Annotated in this window: 18 protein-coding genes, 3 tRNA genes and 1 pseudogene; 12 read left to right on the top strand and 10 right to left on the bottom strand. The window is 48.2% G+C overall.

Going from position 1 to position 16,641, the window contains the following annotated elements:
- Positions 1–3 precede the first annotated feature (3 nt).
- The 7 genes and pseudogenes from EPV75_RS11580 to EPV75_RS11610 all read right to left on the bottom strand — a co-directional run bounded on the left by EPV75_RS11580 (position 4) and on the right by EPV75_RS11610 (position 5,764).
- On the bottom strand, positions 4–2,004 hold the full coding sequence (locus EPV75_RS11580; protein WP_128385495.1) for a copper resistance system multicopper oxidase: 2,001 nt from the start codon (positions 2,002–2,004) through the stop codon (positions 4–6).
- A 162-nt stretch (positions 2,005–2,166) separates the two neighbouring features.
- Entirely contained in the window at positions 2,167–2,508 is a 342-nt protein-coding gene (locus tag EPV75_RS11585; protein ID WP_127119120.1) for a hypothetical protein, read from the bottom strand.
- Between the two features lie 501 nt (positions 2,509–3,009).
- Positions 3,010–3,441 (bottom strand): putative iron-sulfur cluster-binding metallochaperone, encoded by a 432-nt coding sequence (locus EPV75_RS11590; RefSeq protein ID WP_164730718.1) that lies wholly within the window; start codon positions 3,439–3,441, stop codon positions 3,010–3,012.
- Positions 3,442–3,464: 23 nt separating this feature from the next.
- A pseudogene (locus EPV75_RS11595) lies at positions 3,465–3,896 on the bottom strand (transposase); the annotation flags it as partial.
- 30 nt (positions 3,897–3,926) lie between these two features.
- The gene (locus EPV75_RS11600; RefSeq protein ID WP_128385496.1) at positions 3,927–4,139 is read right to left on the bottom strand and encodes a hypothetical protein; all 213 of its coding nucleotides are present in this window, start codon (positions 4,137–4,139) and stop codon (positions 3,927–3,929) included.
- Between the two features lie 100 nt (positions 4,140–4,239).
- Complete coding sequence (locus EPV75_RS11605; RefSeq protein WP_128385497.1) at positions 4,240–5,535, bottom strand: site-specific integrase; 1,296 nt, start codon at positions 5,533–5,535, stop codon at positions 4,240–4,242.
- Positions 5,522–5,764, bottom strand: coding sequence for a hypothetical protein (locus tag EPV75_RS11610; protein WP_128385498.1), 243 nt, complete (start codon positions 5,762–5,764; stop codon positions 5,522–5,524). Before EPV75_RS11610 ends, EPV75_RS11605 begins: the two co-directional genes overlap by 14 nt.
- 145 nt (positions 5,765–5,909) lie before the next feature.
- Here EPV75_RS11610 and EPV75_RS11615 point away from each other — a divergent pair, with 145 nt between their 5' ends.
- The 5 genes from EPV75_RS11615 to EPV75_RS11635 all read left to right on the top strand — a co-directional run bounded on the left by EPV75_RS11615 (position 5,910) and on the right by EPV75_RS11635 (position 7,242).
- Positions 5,910–6,161 carry a helix-turn-helix domain-containing protein gene (locus tag EPV75_RS11615; protein WP_128385499.1) on the top strand — a complete coding sequence of 84 codons (252 nt, stop codon included), beginning with the start codon at positions 5,910–5,912 and terminating at the stop codon, positions 6,159–6,161.
- 169 nt (positions 6,162–6,330) lie between these two features.
- Positions 6,331–6,406, top strand: a tRNA-Phe gene (locus tag EPV75_RS11620).
- Positions 6,407–6,413: 7 nt separating this feature from the next.
- Positions 6,414–6,497: transfer RNA gene (locus EPV75_RS11625), tRNA-Leu, on the top strand.
- Positions 6,498–6,629: 132 nt separating this feature from the next.
- Positions 6,630–6,716: transfer RNA gene (locus tag EPV75_RS11630), tRNA-Leu, on the top strand.
- A 175-nt stretch (positions 6,717–6,891) separates the two neighbouring features.
- Positions 6,892–7,242, top strand: coding sequence for a hypothetical protein (locus EPV75_RS11635; RefSeq protein WP_128385500.1), 351 nt, complete (start codon positions 6,892–6,894; stop codon positions 7,240–7,242).
- A gap of 7 nt (positions 7,243–7,249) precedes the next feature.
- Here the strand turns inward: EPV75_RS11635 and EPV75_RS11640 are convergent, their stop codons facing one another.
- Genes EPV75_RS11640 through EPV75_RS11650 form a run of 3 tightly spaced genes read right to left on the bottom strand, consistent with a single transcriptional unit; the run spans position 7,250 to position 9,745 of the window.
- Positions 7,250–8,551 (bottom strand): MFS transporter, encoded by a 1,302-nt coding sequence (locus tag EPV75_RS11640; RefSeq protein WP_128385501.1) that lies wholly within the window; start codon positions 8,549–8,551, stop codon positions 7,250–7,252.
- Positions 8,548–8,985 carry a nuclear transport factor 2 family protein gene (locus tag EPV75_RS11645; protein ID WP_128385502.1) on the bottom strand — a complete coding sequence of 146 codons (438 nt, stop codon included), beginning with the start codon at positions 8,983–8,985 and terminating at the stop codon, positions 8,548–8,550. The genes EPV75_RS11640 and EPV75_RS11645 overlap by 4 nt, the downstream gene beginning before the upstream one ends.
- Positions 8,978–9,745 (bottom strand): SDR family NAD(P)-dependent oxidoreductase, encoded by a 768-nt coding sequence (locus EPV75_RS11650; protein WP_128385503.1) that lies wholly within the window; start codon positions 9,743–9,745, stop codon positions 8,978–8,980. The genes EPV75_RS11645 and EPV75_RS11650 overlap by 8 nt, the downstream gene beginning before the upstream one ends.
- A gap of 140 nt (positions 9,746–9,885) precedes the next feature.
- On the opposite strand from EPV75_RS11650, the gene EPV75_RS11655 reads away from it, so the two are divergent.
- From EPV75_RS11655 to EPV75_RS11685, 7 genes are read left to right on the top strand one after another with little or no spacing between them, the layout of a single operon-like run.
- Complete coding sequence (locus EPV75_RS11655) at positions 9,886–11,226, top strand: NAD(P)/FAD-dependent oxidoreductase (protein ID WP_128385504.1); 1,341 nt, start codon at positions 9,886–9,888, stop codon at positions 11,224–11,226.
- Positions 11,219–12,016: a DUF1365 domain-containing protein gene (locus tag EPV75_RS11660; RefSeq protein ID WP_128385505.1), complete on the top strand. Its 798-nt coding sequence runs from the start codon at positions 11,219–11,221 to the stop codon at positions 12,014–12,016. Before EPV75_RS11655 ends, EPV75_RS11660 begins: the two co-directional genes overlap by 8 nt.
- Complete coding sequence (locus EPV75_RS11665) at positions 12,004–13,242, top strand: SAM-dependent methyltransferase (protein WP_128385506.1); 1,239 nt, start codon at positions 12,004–12,006, stop codon at positions 13,240–13,242. The genes EPV75_RS11660 and EPV75_RS11665 overlap by 13 nt, the downstream gene beginning before the upstream one ends.
- Positions 13,236–13,784, top strand: coding sequence for a DUF3833 domain-containing protein (locus tag EPV75_RS11670; protein WP_225972335.1), 549 nt, complete (start codon positions 13,236–13,238; stop codon positions 13,782–13,784). The genes EPV75_RS11665 and EPV75_RS11670 overlap by 7 nt, the downstream gene beginning before the upstream one ends.
- Positions 13,781–14,299, top strand: a complete 519-nt coding sequence (locus tag EPV75_RS11675) for a chalcone isomerase family protein (RefSeq protein ID WP_128385507.1) — start codon at positions 13,781–13,783, stop codon at positions 14,297–14,299. Before EPV75_RS11670 ends, EPV75_RS11675 begins: the two co-directional genes overlap by 4 nt.
- A 7-nt stretch (positions 14,300–14,306) precedes the next feature.
- Complete coding sequence (locus EPV75_RS11680; protein WP_128385508.1) at positions 14,307–15,758, top strand: cryptochrome/photolyase family protein; 1,452 nt, start codon at positions 14,307–14,309, stop codon at positions 15,756–15,758.
- A 37-nt stretch (positions 15,759–15,795) separates the two neighbouring features.
- Entirely contained in the window at positions 15,796–16,638 is an 843-nt protein-coding gene (locus tag EPV75_RS11685) for a MerR family transcriptional regulator (protein ID WP_128385509.1), read from the top strand.
- Positions 16,639–16,641: the final 3 nt, after the last annotated feature.

Consider the following 16,641-nt stretch of genomic DNA (forward strand, 5'->3'; position numbering starts at 1 on the left):
TGATTATCGGATTTGTACCTTTCTGAACATTCCCATCATGTGATAAAGCAAATGACAGTGATAAGCCCAGTCGCCTTTTGCGTCCATGGTGACTCGATAACTTATTTTAGAGCCAGGCTGGACAATGACTGTGTGCTTACGGGGAATATGGTTTTCATCTCCCGTTTCAAGGTCACTCCAAACGCCATGAAGGTGCATAGGGTGATTCATCATCGTGTCATTAATAAAGGTAATACGAATTCGATCACCATATTGAAAGTTAAGTGGTTCGGCCTTTTCAAAAGGAATGCCATTTATCGACCACATGTAACGCTCCATATTTCCGGTTAAATGCATAACCAGCTCCTTGGTCGGTTTCGGGTCATGACGGGTCGGGAAGCGATTTTTTAGGTCGGCATATGTCAAAACCTTCCGGCCATTTTCTCTAAGTCCGACCCCCGGATCATCCAGCCTATATTGAGGAGCCATTGCTCTCATACCAATTTGAGCACCCTCTGCTGAAGGTGTTTTTATTTGAGGTAACTGAGGGTTCATGTCCATCGGAATCGTAATATCATCCAGATTCACGTTCATGTTATCCATTCCATGAGCATGCTTGGAATGGTCAACATTGCTGACATCCATCCCCATTTGGCTTTTCTCCATAGCCAAAGCATGGCCATAGTCTTGTTGTTGCATGGAACTCATATCATGCTTCGTTCCATTCATCGAATTATGATCAGAATGTTTCATACTCTGGGAACCGTTACTCATGTCCATTGATTGAGATGAAGGGTTCATTCCTTCCATTTCACCATCCATATTCATTGGGTGTGACGTGGAACCCATGTCCATTTCCATGCCCATATCGGTCATGCTTAAGATGGGTAAAGGGTCCATTTCAGGCGTGTCGGCTAATTGAGTCGGATCCGATGTGATCGAACCCATAGCGAAGCCAGAGCGGTCAATTGCTTGTGCAAAAATTGCATAAGCCTGTTTCGACGTATCCGGTTCGACAATGACGTCATAAGTTTCGGCAACGCCAATACGGAATTCGTCAATTTCAACCGGTTGGACTAAATTTCCATCTGCTGCAACCACTGTCATTTTTAAGCCCGGGATACGGACATCAAAAAAAGTCATTGCAGAGCTGTTTACAAATCGTAATCTCACTTTTTTGCCTGATTCAATGACGGTACGCCAATGCGCTTTAGGCGACAGTCCATTCATTAAATAGGTATAGGTTGCTCCCGTGACATCGGATAAATCACGGTCTGTCATGCGCATTTGGTTCCACATTTTCCGTTTTTCCCATGCTTTGGAGAAGCCGTAGGTTTTGACTTCATGCCAAAAGTCACCCACCGTTCTTTGGCTGTAATTGTAATAGTCTCCCATTTTCTTTATGTTTGAATAAAGGGTCTCGGGCGCACTGTCTGACCAGTCTGACAGCTGAATCACGAAATCATGGTCGTAATCCAGTGGGTCTGCTTTTTTGGGTAAAATAACCAGTGCTCCATACAATCCGGTTTGCTCCTGAAATTCGGAATGACTGTGATACCAATAGGTCCCATGTTGCTGCACAGTAAATTGATAGGTGAATGTTTCACCAGGTTTGATGCCGTCATAACTTAAGCCCGGCACACCATCCATTTGAAAGGGAAGAATAATGCCATGCCAGTGAATTGACGTATCAACCGACAAAGTATTTTTTACGCGAATGGTTACAGTCTCTCCCTCACGCCAAACCAATGTTGGGGCGGGTAAAGAGTTGTTGATTAAGGTTGCTTTGACAGGAGAACCTGTAATATTGACAGGGGTTTCTGAAATAGTTAAATCAAATTCAGGTCCAATTAAAACGGGCTGTTTAGGGTTCAAATTCCCTGTACCGATTGCTGAAAATTCTTCTTTAGCCCAAGCTGAAGGCAGATGAGATCCTATGGCAGCTGAAATGGTGCTTAAAGCAATGCCTTTTACAAACTGGCGTCGGCCCAGTTGCGGTTGTACGCTTTTATTTGATGTATTCATGATTAACCTCTTAAAACATTCAATTAATTTAAAACAGATTTGTTTTGCAGTTGAGTGTTTTGGCAAAGTCATTGACTGAGTTTTTTCAATATGTCATTGAATACGTAACAATAAACGTTTCCAAATTTTTGAAGAGAGCTCTAGTGAATAAAGTTGCCGAGATTAAGCGGATGGTGGTGGGGTTTCTGGTTTTATTGCGTAATCGCGAACAGCGATTGTCAAGGTAGGGTAACCGGTTTGAATATTGGGGCTAGATTGCCATTGTGGAATGTTATTAAAATAATAAATTGGCGCAGCGTGAATGGAATAACAAAGTAAGTTATGACATTGACTGTCATCACAATTGGAACAATCCATTCCAGAAACGTTTATTTGTGCAGGCATAATACTACTGTCAATGGAACTCATTTTGCCAGCATTAACTTGCATTGTTTCAGGGTTTATATCCATCATTTGATGCATGATTTGCATTCTTGTTTTTTCAACATGGGTAAAATCCGACATAGAAACCCCACCCCAGGCAGTTGATGCCAGAGTTTGTGAGATAAAAATGATAAGGAAAAACCGTTTAAACATGATGTTTATTGCAACGCTTATTTGATAAATATGGTTTGATTCTAGTTGTTTAAACTAATAAATGCTAATTAATTTTTTAAATATGTTTTATTTTTTATATTTATCTAAAAAATACGGGGTTGCCCTAGATAACTAAAATTATTTAAAGATAGCACTATAAAAAAGTAAACTTAGCAGGTACAAACAAAGTAAGTTAATTGAGTTGTTTGTTGCCGATACAGCTGCCAGAATAACTTCATCACTTGTGAGTATTAACAAAGATTACAGCCAGTTTTTATTTTCAACTGTAGTGACATCACTTTACAATGATTTTAAGATCAAAAAAGACAATTGAAAAGTGTAACAAGATTCTAAAAACCTTTTATTGTGGGGTTTTTCATACGAGCCTGTAAATAATTTTGTGTAAATGCTCACCGTTAAAAAATAAAACTAGCTTCCTTTAGGAAAATCTTTTAAACAGCATTTTCCTGAAGGGTTTTGAACTTCGCAAGCGCAATGTTTCAATTTAGTTTGCTCAACTACAAATTCTCTAGTTCCTGGGTTATCTAAATAGTCTGTTTTAGACACTCCAAAACAATAGCATATCAAGTCATCATTAGTATCTGCTTTCGTATTCTTGAACAGACTTCGAATATCTGGTTTTTTGAAAATTGAACCCGAGTCAGAAAAGTAAATAACTTCACAGTCAGGGTCATCACAAAAATAATAAGTTACCTCTGCGGAAAAATTTTTCCAAGGCGCTAGCAGGTTATGAAGTACTGTAAGTGGAGATACGCTTTGATACAGCTTATTATTTACAGGGCATGTAAGCTTATCAGCCCGCTTTGAACAAGAATCGTCACTCGTGGAACAACAGCTCATACTAGTCTCCTTCGCTATAATTCTTACAGATACTTATCTAATCTATCTTCGTGAATAATCATAAACTGGTTCATAGCAGAATTCCAATCTCTAATTGGCATTGTCCACTTTTTAGAGGTTAACTCAATCGACAAAAATACAATTTTAAATGCCGAATTGTCATGATTGAAAATCTTACGGTTTTTAATGGATTTACGAATTACTGAGTTAAGTGATTCAATGGTATTGGTGGTATAAATCACTTTTCGAATCGCTTCTGGATACAGGAATAAAGTGGCAACATTATCCCATTTTCTTCTCCAAGACTTACTGATACTTGGAAACTTAGCCTTCCATTTTTGTTCAAACTTATCTAATTCAAGTAGGGCTTCCTCCTCGGTAACGGATTGATAAATTTGTTTTAAATCGGCAGCAACTTCTTTCCGTTCTTTATAGCCGACATACTTAAGTGTTGAAAGATTTAAATCATTATCAGAATGAACTCCTTAAAACGCTTCCATCATCAACTGCGAATTTAGTGAATCAATTAAAAATCTCAATACATCATCATAACCAACTGGTTCTTGGCTTAATTGATCCATCACCCAATACTTAAGGGCTTCATCATTTGTCTTGCATTCTCCGAAACCTAGAACAAAAGTCATATAATCACCTGGTTGAATATTAAATAGATATTTAAGATTATTAACCAGGCTCATAACCACTTTAGGATCTTCGATTAGATACCTTTCATGTCAAGTTGACTCAACATAATCTTGTGAGGCTTGTGAATTAAAAAGGGCTTTAAGTAAGTGATATTCATTGATTACCTCCTGAACGATAGTCTTGCGTGTTCTGCAAGATCTGATCCCAGAATGCAATTTCATTTTGTTGTTCAAGTACCTCAGAATTTTCTGGCTTCTCTTCATCAACGGTTTCCTTTTTATTAGCCGCTACATGAAAACCATCAATGTTCGACGCCAACAAACGTTCCATCGCTGAACCATCCTTACGGGTTAGGTTGGGAACGTAACGAGCGTAGACAGTAAAAAGCATCGAAGTAGTTGAATGCCCCATTTGTTTGGCAATCCAGTTTGGATTTTCCCCTGCTGCTAACCAAATCGTAGCGGCAGTGTGACGCGTTTGATAAGGTTTACGGTACTTGAGCTTAAGATAAGAAAGTAATGGCCTCCAAACCCTTCTTAAGAAGTTAGGTGTATGAACAGGCGCACCATTTCCAGTACAAAACACCAACTCAGATTTTGGGTCTCGTTCTTTAAACCGTTTTGATAAGGTGTTATAGACTAATGTGGACATCTCGATTTCTCGTTGAGACCCATCATTTTTGGTGTACTCCCATCGACCTGCAGAATAAGTCTCGCGAACAAGAATTTCTCGACGAGAAAAATCAACATGCTCCCACTTAAGACCGTCAATTTCTCCAGTACGCATCCCAGTAAAGAAACGAACTAATAAATAGTCTCGCCAATCAGGACGCACTTGTGCAAGAATCTGATTAACCTCTTCAATAGAAAAAGGATCGATATGTATCTTTTCTTCTTTCAAAGGCTTGATATTGAGGTGTGGTGGCGTAAAATCATATCGGTCAGCGGCTTCATTCATAACCATATTTAGACACTTAATAAATTTATTAATCGTCTTAGACTTTAACTTACCGGCGGACTGTTTGGCGACGTGTGCTCGGTACTTTAAGATCTCTGCTTTGGTGATGCTGCTGACCTCCATTTCTCCGAAATGCGGAATTAAACGCTTATCTAGATAACTTCGATAACCATCCGCAGTGGCTTTTCGCCATGTTGGTTCCATTTCTGAAAACCACTCCTCAACAAAATCTTTAAACAATGGTGTTTTGGTATAACCTGTCATCATCTCTGCTTGGATCTTGCGGATTTTTTCTACCATTGGACTTTTTGGAAAATACTTTTCGTATTCAAAAGTACCTAACGTAATCTCAGCTTCAATCCTATCCAATATCTTGGTTAACTTTTTACGGTTTGACTTAGTATCGGGTAAGGCGGTCTGCTCTCGGCACCTTTCATTTAAAATACGAAAATCAAAAAATAATTTTCCTGAACGGGCTCTAATGCTTGCCATAACAAACACCTCCGTTTGCCATAGGAACAGAGTAAATTGAGTTATTTGAAGCGTTATACATATCCTCTTCAATATTTTCCCAAATAAACAAAATTTTACGTTGACCAAATGGTCTAATGTAATGGCGCCCCTCTAGCAACACGCTATCTTTAAGATCATTACGAATTGTTCTGGCGTTGTACTTAATACGCTGAGATAATTCTTCAGTGGTTAAATAGGTAATATTCATGCTATCATTCTCCATTATTAAAAGATAAACAAAAAGATATAAAAGATAAATATATATATCTTTTAAGAATCATTATAAACACATTAATGCACGCGTCAAGCATTATTAGATATATATATGTATCTTTTTATTACTGGAATAGGCAATGATAAGATTTAAATTAAAAGAATTAATTGCAAAAAAAGAATTTCTAGATGGGCGAAGAGTTACTCTAAAACAAATTGCTGAAGCAACAGGAATCAATAGAATGACGCTTACCAAAATTAATACTCAGCATGGGTATAGCACATCAACTGAAACGCTCAACAAACTATGCAAATACTTTGACTGCGAAATAGCAGATTTAGTTGAATATATTTCAGATGAAAAGTTTCAAGAAATGACAAGTAAAGATTAAATAAGGTCTATTCACACATAGTTTTCAGTCCTGTTGTCGTTTTTAACAATTATTTAACAATCTGGGCTCTGATTGGGCACGATCTGGGCACTTAAAAAAATTCCAATAATTTTAAAATTAAATTTGACAGCCTCAGTGCCTCTCTATACAATACGCCGAATCAAAATACGGCCACATAGCTCAGTCGGTAGAGCAAAGGATTGAAAATCCTTGTGTCCCTGGTTCGATTCCAGGTGTGGCCACCACATTTTTGCGAGCGTGGTGGAATTGGTAGACACGCCAGATTTAGGTTCTGGTGCCTTTGGTGTGAGAGTTCGAGTCTCTCCGCTCGCACCACCTTTAAAGCCCGAGTTCATCTCGGGCTTTTTCATTTCCGGCACTCAAAAAAACCGGCCACCCTCATTCAAACTTCTTTTCCTGCTTGACAAGCGTCAAGCCATTGATAATAATGCGCCTTCCAAACATCATGCGGATGTGGCGGAATTGGTAGACGCGCAGGGTTCAGGTCTCTGTGGGGTAAAACCCGTGGGAGTTCAAGTCTCCCCATCCGCACCATTATCCTCGAAGGCGCTTCACCGCTTTCATCCTCTCTTTGACACCCGTCATCCATTTTTTAGTCATTTTCTGCTATCCCCTGCCGATACATTTTATGATAAAGTTTCAATATCTCCCCCAGAACCGCAAACCGGTTCATTGAAATCCCGAAAAACCTGTCATTGGGTATGCCGCTATGGGCAAACGAGAATTTAAAACCGAACTGGATAATGAAATCATCGACTGGTTGCTCACCTTACCGCTGGAGCAACGCAAGAAAGAATTGCTGCAATGCAATATGAATTCGCTCGCCCGTGCCATGGCGAAAAAATATACAGTCAGCAATGCCCAAAAAATGGCCAAAGGCCTGGGTAAAAACATGGAAGCGGAGTTCGTCAAAGCGGTGCGCATGTACAAAGGGGATTTGCCCTTCCCGACCAAAACCCGCAAAAAAATCATGCAAACCAGACCGCGCTACTGGCCGCCGATACTCGCCAGCCTGATTCTATTGCTGTTAATCGTTTTCCTCGACCGCCTCATGCCTTAAAACGGGTTTATGTCCACTGGCGCCCGAAACACAACACCCACCCAACCGCGAACAACTTCAGACACACCGGAATGACCCCGTACATCCACCACAAGGCCGTTATAGCCGATGTGGAACCCTGCTCCAATCCCAATAAATCCATGAGCGGCAAGGCTATACCCAACGACAACGCGATGGCGAGTTTTGTCAGCAGGCCCCACAACCCGAACAAGGTACCGGCCGCCTGAGCCGACTGTTTTTCCAAGCGGTGCACCAAATCCACTTGCAAGGAAGACGGCAAAGCCAAGTCTGCACCCAAACTCCAACCCGTCAATACACAGATGGCTAAATAAGCGTAAAAATCTCCGACCCCCACCCAAATCAAGCCGGTGAAACTGATGGCGGAAAACAACATGGAAAACGCCCAGGCCTGGTACTTTTCCACCTTGGTGGATAGCCAGAACCAAAAAGGCAACCCCAACACACCGGACACGAAAAACACCGCCAGTAACACGCCTGCTTGCGCTTCCATCTGCAATGCATCGCTCACAAAGAACATGAACAGCGTCGCCGGGAAGGCATTGGCCAACCCATTGAAAAAATACGCCGGCATAATGCCAAAACTCCAGCGATGATGACGCCACAACGACCGGATTGACGTCACCCGAACCGAATCGGGACGTTTACGTTTCAAGGTCTCACGAAATCGCCCGGACTGAACAGCCACCGCCACCAGCAGGGTCACCAGCAACACCCCGAACAACACCTCAAAGACCGGCTGAGACGTCGGCGTCTCCGACAGAATAACCGGCAGACTCAACGCCAACATCACCCCAGCCAGACCGAAACCTTCACGAAAAGACGTCAAACGGGTCTTCACGTCAGGATCATGCGTCAATCGGGACACCACGGCTTGATACGGCACCGCAAGCCAGGTCCACCCCAGAAAAGCGACAAAACTCCAAACCACCAAATAGCCGAATGTATACTGCTGAAAAAGAGACGCGAAAGGAAAAAACAACGGCCAGGTACCCACAATCAATAACACCGCACCGAATTGCGTTTGCCGCAAATAACCGAAACGCGACTCCCAACGGTCGGAATACAACCCGACCAAAGGGTCGGTGACCATATCGGCGATTCGAGTCACGAAAAGCGCCAAACCGATGGCCGCCAAGCTCACGCCCCAGTTTTCATACCAGTAATTCGGCATGTAAAAATAAAACGGCAACCCCAACAACGCCAGCGGTAAGCCCATCAAGCCATAACCGACGTCCACCGACCAGGAAGCCCCTGTTTTCCGGCCCGCAGTCAGGGGCTTAAACCTCATTTCGCCGGTCTCAATTTGCGGTTAATCCAACGGATAATGGCACCCAACACCGGCACTTTTTGATAAATATAAAGGCCGGTATCCCAATAATCGACGTGAGACAATACCCGACCCTGTGCATCAAACACCACTTTCGACGTGCCGTAGATTTTATGCCCCTGATACTGGCGGTCAAAAAACGTAAATTGCCATTCCAAAAACGCCGTATCGCCGTTCAAGGCACGCGTCAACACGTCGAATTTCGGATGATGCACGGTGTGAAACATGTGTTCGAAAATCGCTTCGATCGCCTCCCAACCATAAACCTGATTGAACGGGTCTTCAAAATAGGCCTGTTCGGCATAAAACGGCCCCAAATCGCTGGCCAGATTTTGAGGCGTCAAGGCTTCAAACGCCGCCGCATAAGCGTCCAAATCCGTTGTATGATCACGCATGTTTCAACATCCTCCGGGTCAAGGCAAACACCCAACGCGAGGGCAGACACCGCAACAACTTCAACACCCACGTCAATTTTTTCGGAAAATGCAATTCAAAACCATGAGAGTCGCTCGCCAACCAATCGGCGATGCGTTCCGCCGCCGCTTCCGGTGTCATTAGCCCCGGCATCTCAAAGGTATTCTTGGCCGTTAGACGGGTTTTCACAAAACCATGATTCACCACTTGCAGTCGAATGCCGGCTTGTTGCAATTCCGGCTGAAGCGATTCCGCCAGATTAAAAAGAGCGGCCTTCGGCGCGGAGTAACCGCCACCATACGGCAGCCCTACCTGACTGGCGATGCTCAGGTTCCACACCCAGCGCATCGGCGGTTTATCGTGGCGCAACCACACATCCCTTACCGCCAATTGCAACGCCACACAACCGAGGTAATTGACCTGCGTCATCGTCAGATAATCCGACCATTTGGCTTCCTGCCAGGGCGACGGCGTATAGGTTCCGGCATTGTAGAACCACACATCCACCTGCCCGAAAATCCGCCAGGCCTGGGCGGTTTTATCGGGCAAGGATTCCGGCACCGAAACATCCACATCCAAACAGGCCAACTGCCCGGGAAACTGTGATTTCAATGCCGACAAATCGGCACTTTTCTCGGCATTCCGGGCCGACGCCACCACCTGATAACCTGCCTGCAACAAGCGTTCCGTGAGCTGCAAACCGATACCGGACGACGCCCCGACAATCCACATTACCGCCATAATCGCCTCCTTAATCCGATTGAATTTGTAAAAACATTCTTGAATGGCTTGCACACATTGTACAACTTATGTATAAATATATACAAGAAGTTATACAAAAGGCTTTTTAAAGCGATTTCTTGCTAAGAGGCACGAAGATTATGACAAACGGAACAACGCAAACCCCTCGAATCGCCGTCATCGGCAGCGGCATCAGCGGACTGGCCAGCGCCTGGATGCTCAGCCAGCAATACGACGTGACCTTGTTGGAAAAAAACGATTACTTCGGCGGACACACTCATACGGTGTCGCTGGAGACGGCTGATTGCGGCCCGGTGGCCGTCGATACCGGTTTCATTGTGTATAACGAACCCAATTATCCGTTGCTGACCGACATGCTGGATTTCCTGAACATCGCCACCCAACCGACCGAGATGAGTTTTTCCGTGTCGATCAATCAGGGCGAAATCGAATATTCCGGCAACAACCTCAATACCTTGTTTGCCCAACGTCGCAACCTGTTTTCGCCCACCCACTGGCAAATGCTGACCGACATCATTCGTTTCAACCGACTGGGCAAACAAACTCTGGCCGCCGACCCGGCTTACACGCCCGAGCAAACATTGGAAACCTTCCTGACGGACAACAGCTTCAGTGACCCGCTGATTCATCATTACCTGCTGCCGATGGCGGCGGCCATCTGGTCGTGCCCGACCCAAACCATGCTCAAATTCCCGGTACGCAGCTTTTTGCAGTTTTTTGAAAACCACGGTTTGCTGAACATCGAAAACCGGCCACAATGGCAGACCATCTGCGGCGGCAGTCACCAATACATCCACGCCATTTTCGACAGGGTGGTTTCAAGCGGCGTTTTCAACGCCCACACCAACGCGCAAGTCGAAGCCATCACCCGGCACGGGAATCATTACAGCATCCAAACCCCGCAAGGCGTGTACGAAGGTTTTGACCACCTGGTGTTCGCCAGCCACGCCGACGAAAGCTATGCCTTGATACCGAACGCGCTGCAAGCGGAATTCCAAGCCTTAAGCGCTTTCCAATATCAAAAAAATATCGCTTACCTGCACAGTGACCGTGTACTCATGCCGAAACGCCGCATGACCTGGGCCGCCTGGAATTACCTGCGCAACACCGATGTGACCGAAAACCGTGTTGCCGTCACCTACTGGATGAACAAATTGCAATCCCTGCCCACCCAGCAAGATGTGTTTGTCACCCTCAACCCGACGCAAATACCCGAACCGCACTTGACCCAGGCCATCTTCGAATACAATCACCCGGTGTTCGACCAGGCTGCCATGGCCGCACAAGACGCGTTGGCACAATTACAAGGCCGCCACAACCTGTGGTTTGCCGGCGCTTACACCGGCTACGGTTTCCACGAAGACGGACTGCGCAGCGCCGTCAATATTGCCAAAGCCTTCGGCGTGACCCCACCCTGGCAAACGACGTCAGACGAACCGAAAGAGGTGCGCCATGCCTAGCGCCCTCTACGACGGCCAAGTCATGCACCAACGCTTTGGCGATGTACCGTATCGTTTCAAATACCGGGTATTGGGCCTTAAAATCGACATTGACCGTTTCGAAGAGGAAGTGCGGCCACTGCGCTGGCTCTCACTGAACCGCTTCAACCTGATTCAAGTCAACACCGCGGATTTCGGGGCACGAAACGGCCAGGCCTGGCGGGAATGGATAAATGAACTGTTAAAGCAATACGCCATCGACACGCCGCCAAACCGAGTGGAACTGGTCTGCATCCCACGGTTACTGGGAATGGCTTTCAACCCCTTGGCGGTCTGGTACGCCTTTGATGCCGACGACCGACTCATCGCCATCATCGGCGAAGTCAGCAACACCTTTGGGCAGAGGCATCATTACGTGCTCGCCAATCAGGGACAACCGCTGGACGAACAGGCACACACCATCCAAAGCTGTGCGGAAAAACGTTTTCACGTTTCGCCGTTTATCGGCATGAACAGCCATTACGAATTCCGCTTCGCCGCCCCGGGTGAACACTATCGACTCGGCATCAAACAATTCGAAGACGGTACTCCCCGCCTGCTCGCCACCCAATCCGGCAAACAACAGCCCTTGAAAGACAGCGTGCTACTGAAAGCCTTCCTGCGCTTTCCGTTCCACGCCCTCAAAGTGCTGGGACTGATTCACTGGTGGGCGCTGAAAATCTGGCTACGCGGCGGGAAATTTCACCGCACCCCGGAACACTTGAACGACATTCAACACAGCCACTCGGAGATGACACTATGTTCAAAATAATCACTCATCCGCTCGAACAACTCCTGCCGAACTTTGTCTGGCAACGGCTGATTAAACGCCTGCCGTTCGACCGCATTCAATTCGGCAGCTTGACCATCCGTTACCGCAATGAAGCCTATCGCTTTGAAGGCACCGAAAACGGCGTCCACGCCGATCTGACCATCACCGCCATGTTGCGTTTTCTGTTTTTATTGAAAACCCAGGGCGAACTCGGCGTCACCCAGGCGTACGTCGAACACACCATCGACAGCCCGTCTCTGTACCACCTGATGACCTTCGCTCACCAGAACCGGCAAGCGCTGGCGCATCTGCTAAACGCCCAAAAGCCACTCGGTTGGTGGCATCTGTGGCAACACCGCCGTCGGCATAATTCCCTGCAAAACAGTCGCCGCAACATCGCCGCCCACTACGACCTCGGCAACGATTTTTATCGCCGGTGGCTGGACTCGGGCATGACCTATTCCAGCGGTATTTTCGAAAACGATTCGACGGATTTGGCCCAAAGCCAACGCCGCAAATACCAACGCATTTTCGAACAACTCGACCTGCAACCGGGCGAAACGATTCTGGAAATCGGTTGCGGCTGGGGCGGTTTTCTGGAAGCCGCGGCGCAACGCAATGTGCGAACCAAAGGCTTAACCCTGTCGACAGAGCAACGGCAATACGCGGAAGAACGCCTCGCCAAACAGGAACTCTCCGTCTTTGCCCAACCGGTGTTACAGGATTACCGTCACGAAACCGGGCAATACGACCACATCGTGAGCATTGAAATGTTCGAAGCCGTCGGTCGCGAGTATTGGGACACCTACTTCACGCAACTGCAGCAAAACCTCAAACCGGGCGGCAAGGCGGTGTTGCAAATCATCACCATCGACGAAGCCGTGGCGGAAGACTACCAAAACAGCGTGGATTTCATCCAGGCCTACATTTTCCCGGGCGGTCTGCTTCCAAGCCTGACGCAACTGAAACAGCTGGCGGTGCGCCACCATTTTGACTGGCTGGACGACTTCGCTTTCGGGCAGGATTACGCCACCACCCTGCAACACTGGCAAACCGAATTCAATAAACACACGCTCGCCCTCGAATCGCTCGGATACGACGTGCATTTCCGCCGATTGTGGCGTTATTACCTGGATTATTGTCGGGTTGGGTTTGAGCAGGAACACATTTCCGTCTACCAAATCACCTTACAAAAACAATCCCCACAGGAGGTGTGCGCGTGTTGAAACGTATACTGTTGTGCCTCATGCCCTTAACCCTGACCGCTTGCAGTCACACACCGGTCAGCCAGTACGCATCGCTGGAACCCAAGTTCGACTTGTTTGAATACTTTGCCGGAAACACCCAGGCCTGGGGACAATTCCAGAACCGCAGCGGCGAACTGGTACGCCGTTTCACGGTGGACATTACCGGGACCGTGTCCCGAACCGAAGACGGTTTGCCGCAACTGATCCTCGACGAACGTTTCGTCTATGACGACGGGGAACGCCAAACCCGCATCTGGACCATCGTCGAAACCGCCCCAAACCAGTATCTCGGGCAAGCCGGTGACGTCATCGGGTTCGCCCGTGGGGAATCCGCCGGCCCGGCGCTGAACTGGCAATACACCCTTGATTTACCGTATCAGGACAGCACCATCCACGTTCAGTTTGACGACTGGATGTACCTACAAGACGCCACCACGCTGATTAATCGGGCGGAGGTGACGAAATGGGGCTTCAAAGTCGGGGAAGTGACCTTGTTTTTCCGTAAAGGCGGCAGCGCATGAAGCGCCTACTCGTGTTCGTTTTTAGCGGCCTCGGTTTATCGTCAGGCCTGGCGCAAACCGTTGCGCTCCAGCCGGTCGGCCAAGCCACCGGTTACTGGGCCGGGCTGATTCCGGTTTACGACGCCACCCTCTGGGCCCAGCCCGGCACCACGCAAACAGATCTTTTGTCCGACCAAACTCCATTGAAACTCGAACTGTGCTATCGCGTTGGCCTCACTGAAAAGGAATTCATCGAGGCCGCCGACCAAGCCCTGCCCAAACAACTTCCGGTCGCCCTGCGTCTGGCAACCGAACGGTTGCACCAGCACTATGAAGCCGTGCAACCGAAGGACTGTTATGAATTGGCGTATCAACCGGAAACCGGCGTACAATTACGTTTAAACAACAAACTGAAATACCAGGATCGCACGCAAGGCTTCAAAGCGGTTTATTTCGGCATTTGGCTGGGTGACACCCCCTTATCCGAAGCCGTCAAAACCGATTTGACCGACGCCTTGCCAACAACATCCAATTGAGGCACTTATGACGACATTGGTTTGGCTCCAACGCGAATTACGGCTTCAGCATCACCCGGCGCTGGAAACCGCTTTAAGCTCCGCCGCCCAAAACGACGATGCGGTGATTGTCGCCTATTTTCATGACCCGAAACACACCGTCGGCGACGCCAACTCGGCCTGGCTGGCGGACAGTTTGCTCGACCTGAAACAGCGCCTGGCCAACCAAAGCGGTGCCTTGTGGTTAATCGAAGGCGACTTTGCCGAGCGTTTTCAAACCTTGCTCGACACTTATTCAATCAAACGGGTGCATTACACCTTCCAACTGGGCGCCCCCTTTAAAACCCTGCAACAAACCGCGCTGACCATCTGCAAAGAACGGAACGTCACCTTAACGCCCTTCGAGACCGAAAACTGGCTGCCTTATGAAACGGTTCGCAACCAATCCGGCCAACCTTATAAAGTCTTCACCCCCTTTTACAACGCCCTGATGCAACGCATCGGCGACGTCGAGCCTTTCGACGAAACGCCATTGGACTTCCGTGTCACGGCGCGCATTGACTGCCCACCGGAACACGACCGCCTGCCGCAACATTTGTCGGCGCTTCGCAATCAACCCTGGGCGGAGAAAATCCTCAAACATTGGCAGGTCGGCGAAGTGCAGGCCTGGCAAAAAGTGGATGATTTCGTTGAAAACCGTTTGTCGCATTATGCCCATGACCGCGATTTTCCGGCCTTGGCCGCCACCAGCGAACTCTCCCCGCACCTGCATTTCGGCGAACTCCATAGCCGGGCGGTTTTACTGAGCTTATCACCGCTCAACCCCGATACCCCCACTGCGGCGGCGGGCTGGATTCGCCAGTTGGCGTGGCGCGAATTCGCCCGCGCCATCCTGTGGCATTTTCCCGACACCGAAACCACACCTTTTCAACCCAAATTCCAAGGCTTTTTCACCCCGTTATCGGAACAGGATGAAGCACATCAAGATTTCTACCAGGCCTGGTGCCGCGGTGAAACCGGCGTGCCCATGATTGACGCCGGCATGAAACAACTTTGGGAAACCGGCTGGATGCACAACCGGGTGCGGATGCTGGTGGCTTCCTGGCTCACCAAAAACGCCGACATCGATTGGCGGGCCGGCGAACACTGGTTTCGCCACACGTTGGTGGATGCCGACCCGGCCAATAATGTGATGGGCTGGCAATGGGTGGCCGGTTGCGGCGTGGATGCCGCGCCCTATTACCGGCTGTTCAACCCGATTCGTCAAAGCGAGAAATTCGATGCCGACGGTCGCTATCTCAGACAGTGGTTACCGACCTTGGCCAACTGGCGGAGCAAACGGATACACGCGCCCTGGATCAGCGGCGCACAACCCGATCTATGGTCGGAGACACCCGAACCTATCGTGGATCTGGAGGCCAGCCGTCAACGTCACTTGGAAAAGGTTCAGGCGCTGAAACAACGGCGCCTGCAAGATTGAATTGACGCTTGTATAGGTTTTGCATAAGATACGATCTATGAATACGAAGACATCCGACGCCCGCCTCGTTCCCATCCGAGAAGTGGCCAAAATCACCGGCTTGAACCCCATCACCCTGCGTGCCTGGGAAAGACGTTATGGTTTGATTGAACCGGTGCGCACCGAATCCGGCCACCGTCTTTACACCCCCGAACACATCGAAATGCTACAAGAAGCCATCCAGCTCACCGAACAGGGCATTCCCATCAGCCAAATCAAAGCGCTGCTTCCGGAGCCTAAAGCGTCCTTGCCGGATCAGAACGGCGACATTGCAACGCAATTGAAGACCACGACACAACAGCAGGATTTGGACAGCCTCAATGCACTACTCGACACCTTGCTGGCGGACTTTCCGGACAATTTTTGGATGGACACACTGATCAACACCCATCTGATGCTGCGTGACGAGGAAGCGGCCGTGGTGGTTTTCTGGGAAAGTGTCTTACTACCGAGGTTGTATTCCCGCCTGTATTTGACGCAACGCCATCGCAGACGGCGAAGTGGCACATCGGTTTGGGTTCAGAATCTGGCACCGCAGGATGCGGTATTGAAAGCGCTCATCGCGCTGCAACTGGAACAGGCCGGACGACGCCCGTTATTGTGCTCTTGGACGTTGCAACCGGATGCGCAAGCCGCGACGCAGCTCGAAGCCAACCGTTGCGCCGACATCGCCGTCATCGCGGGCGCCAGCGATGCCGATCTGAAAAATGCCCAGGCCTGGCAAAAATGGGCGGAAGCCCACCCCGGCCTGAGCGTGCAAATGTTTATGCCTTCCGGTTCAAAAGCGCCGAACGACGCCGCCGATTTCAGCGTCAGCTACCTCGGCACAAGCACGCATTAACCG

It is taken from the genome of Hydrogenovibrio thermophilus, assembly GCF_004028275.1.
In the GTDB taxonomy this organism is placed as follows: Bacteria; Pseudomonadota; Gammaproteobacteria; order Thiomicrospirales; family Thiomicrospiraceae; genus Hydrogenovibrio; species Hydrogenovibrio thermophilus.

What these genes read in the sequence shown, in the direction of transcription:
- EPV75_RS11580 (WP_128385495.1), bottom strand. Translation starts at nt 2,004, where the DNA reads ATGAATACATCAAATAAAAGCGTACAACCGCAACTGGGCCGACGCCAG.
- EPV75_RS11585 (WP_127119120.1), bottom strand. Translation starts at nt 2,508, where the DNA reads ATGTCGGATTTTACCCATGTTGAAAAAACAAGAATGCAAATCATGCAT.
- EPV75_RS11590 (WP_164730718.1), bottom strand. Translation starts at nt 3,441, where the DNA reads ATGAGCTGTTGTTCCACGAGTGACGATTCTTGTTCAAAGCGGGCTGAT.
- EPV75_RS11600 (WP_128385496.1), bottom strand. Translation starts at nt 4,139, where the DNA reads ATGAGCCTGGTTAATAATCTTAAATATCTATTTAATATTCAACCAGGT.
- EPV75_RS11605 (WP_128385497.1), bottom strand. Translation starts at nt 5,535, where the DNA reads ATGGCAAGCATTAGAGCCCGTTCAGGAAAATTATTTTTTGATTTTCGT.
- EPV75_RS11610 (WP_128385498.1), bottom strand. Translation starts at nt 5,764, where the DNA reads ATGAATATTACCTATTTAACCACTGAAGAATTATCTCAGCGTATTAAG.
- EPV75_RS11615 (WP_128385499.1), top strand. Translation starts at nt 5,910, where the DNA reads ATGATAAGATTTAAATTAAAAGAATTAATTGCAAAAAAAGAATTTCTA.
- EPV75_RS11635 (WP_128385500.1), top strand. Translation starts at nt 6,892, where the DNA reads ATGGGCAAACGAGAATTTAAAACCGAACTGGATAATGAAATCATCGAC.
- EPV75_RS11640 (WP_128385501.1), bottom strand. Translation starts at nt 8,551, where the DNA reads ATGAGGTTTAAGCCCCTGACTGCGGGCCGGAAAACAGGGGCTTCCTGG.
- EPV75_RS11645 (WP_128385502.1), bottom strand. Translation starts at nt 8,985, where the DNA reads ATGCGTGATCATACAACGGATTTGGACGCTTATGCGGCGGCGTTTGAA.
- EPV75_RS11650 (WP_128385503.1), bottom strand. Translation starts at nt 9,745, where the DNA reads ATGGCGGTAATGTGGATTGTCGGGGCGTCGTCCGGTATCGGTTTGCAG.
- EPV75_RS11655 (WP_128385504.1), top strand. Translation starts at nt 9,886, where the DNA reads ATGACAAACGGAACAACGCAAACCCCTCGAATCGCCGTCATCGGCAGC.
- EPV75_RS11660 (WP_128385505.1), top strand. Translation starts at nt 11,219, where the DNA reads ATGCCTAGCGCCCTCTACGACGGCCAAGTCATGCACCAACGCTTTGGC.
- EPV75_RS11665 (WP_128385506.1), top strand. Translation starts at nt 12,004, where the DNA reads ATGTTCAAAATAATCACTCATCCGCTCGAACAACTCCTGCCGAACTTT.
- EPV75_RS11675 (WP_128385507.1), top strand. Translation starts at nt 13,781, where the DNA reads ATGAAGCGCCTACTCGTGTTCGTTTTTAGCGGCCTCGGTTTATCGTCA.
- EPV75_RS11680 (WP_128385508.1), top strand. Translation starts at nt 14,307, where the DNA reads ATGACGACATTGGTTTGGCTCCAACGCGAATTACGGCTTCAGCATCAC.
- EPV75_RS11685 (WP_128385509.1), top strand. Translation starts at nt 15,796, where the DNA reads ATGAATACGAAGACATCCGACGCCCGCCTCGTTCCCATCCGAGAAGTG.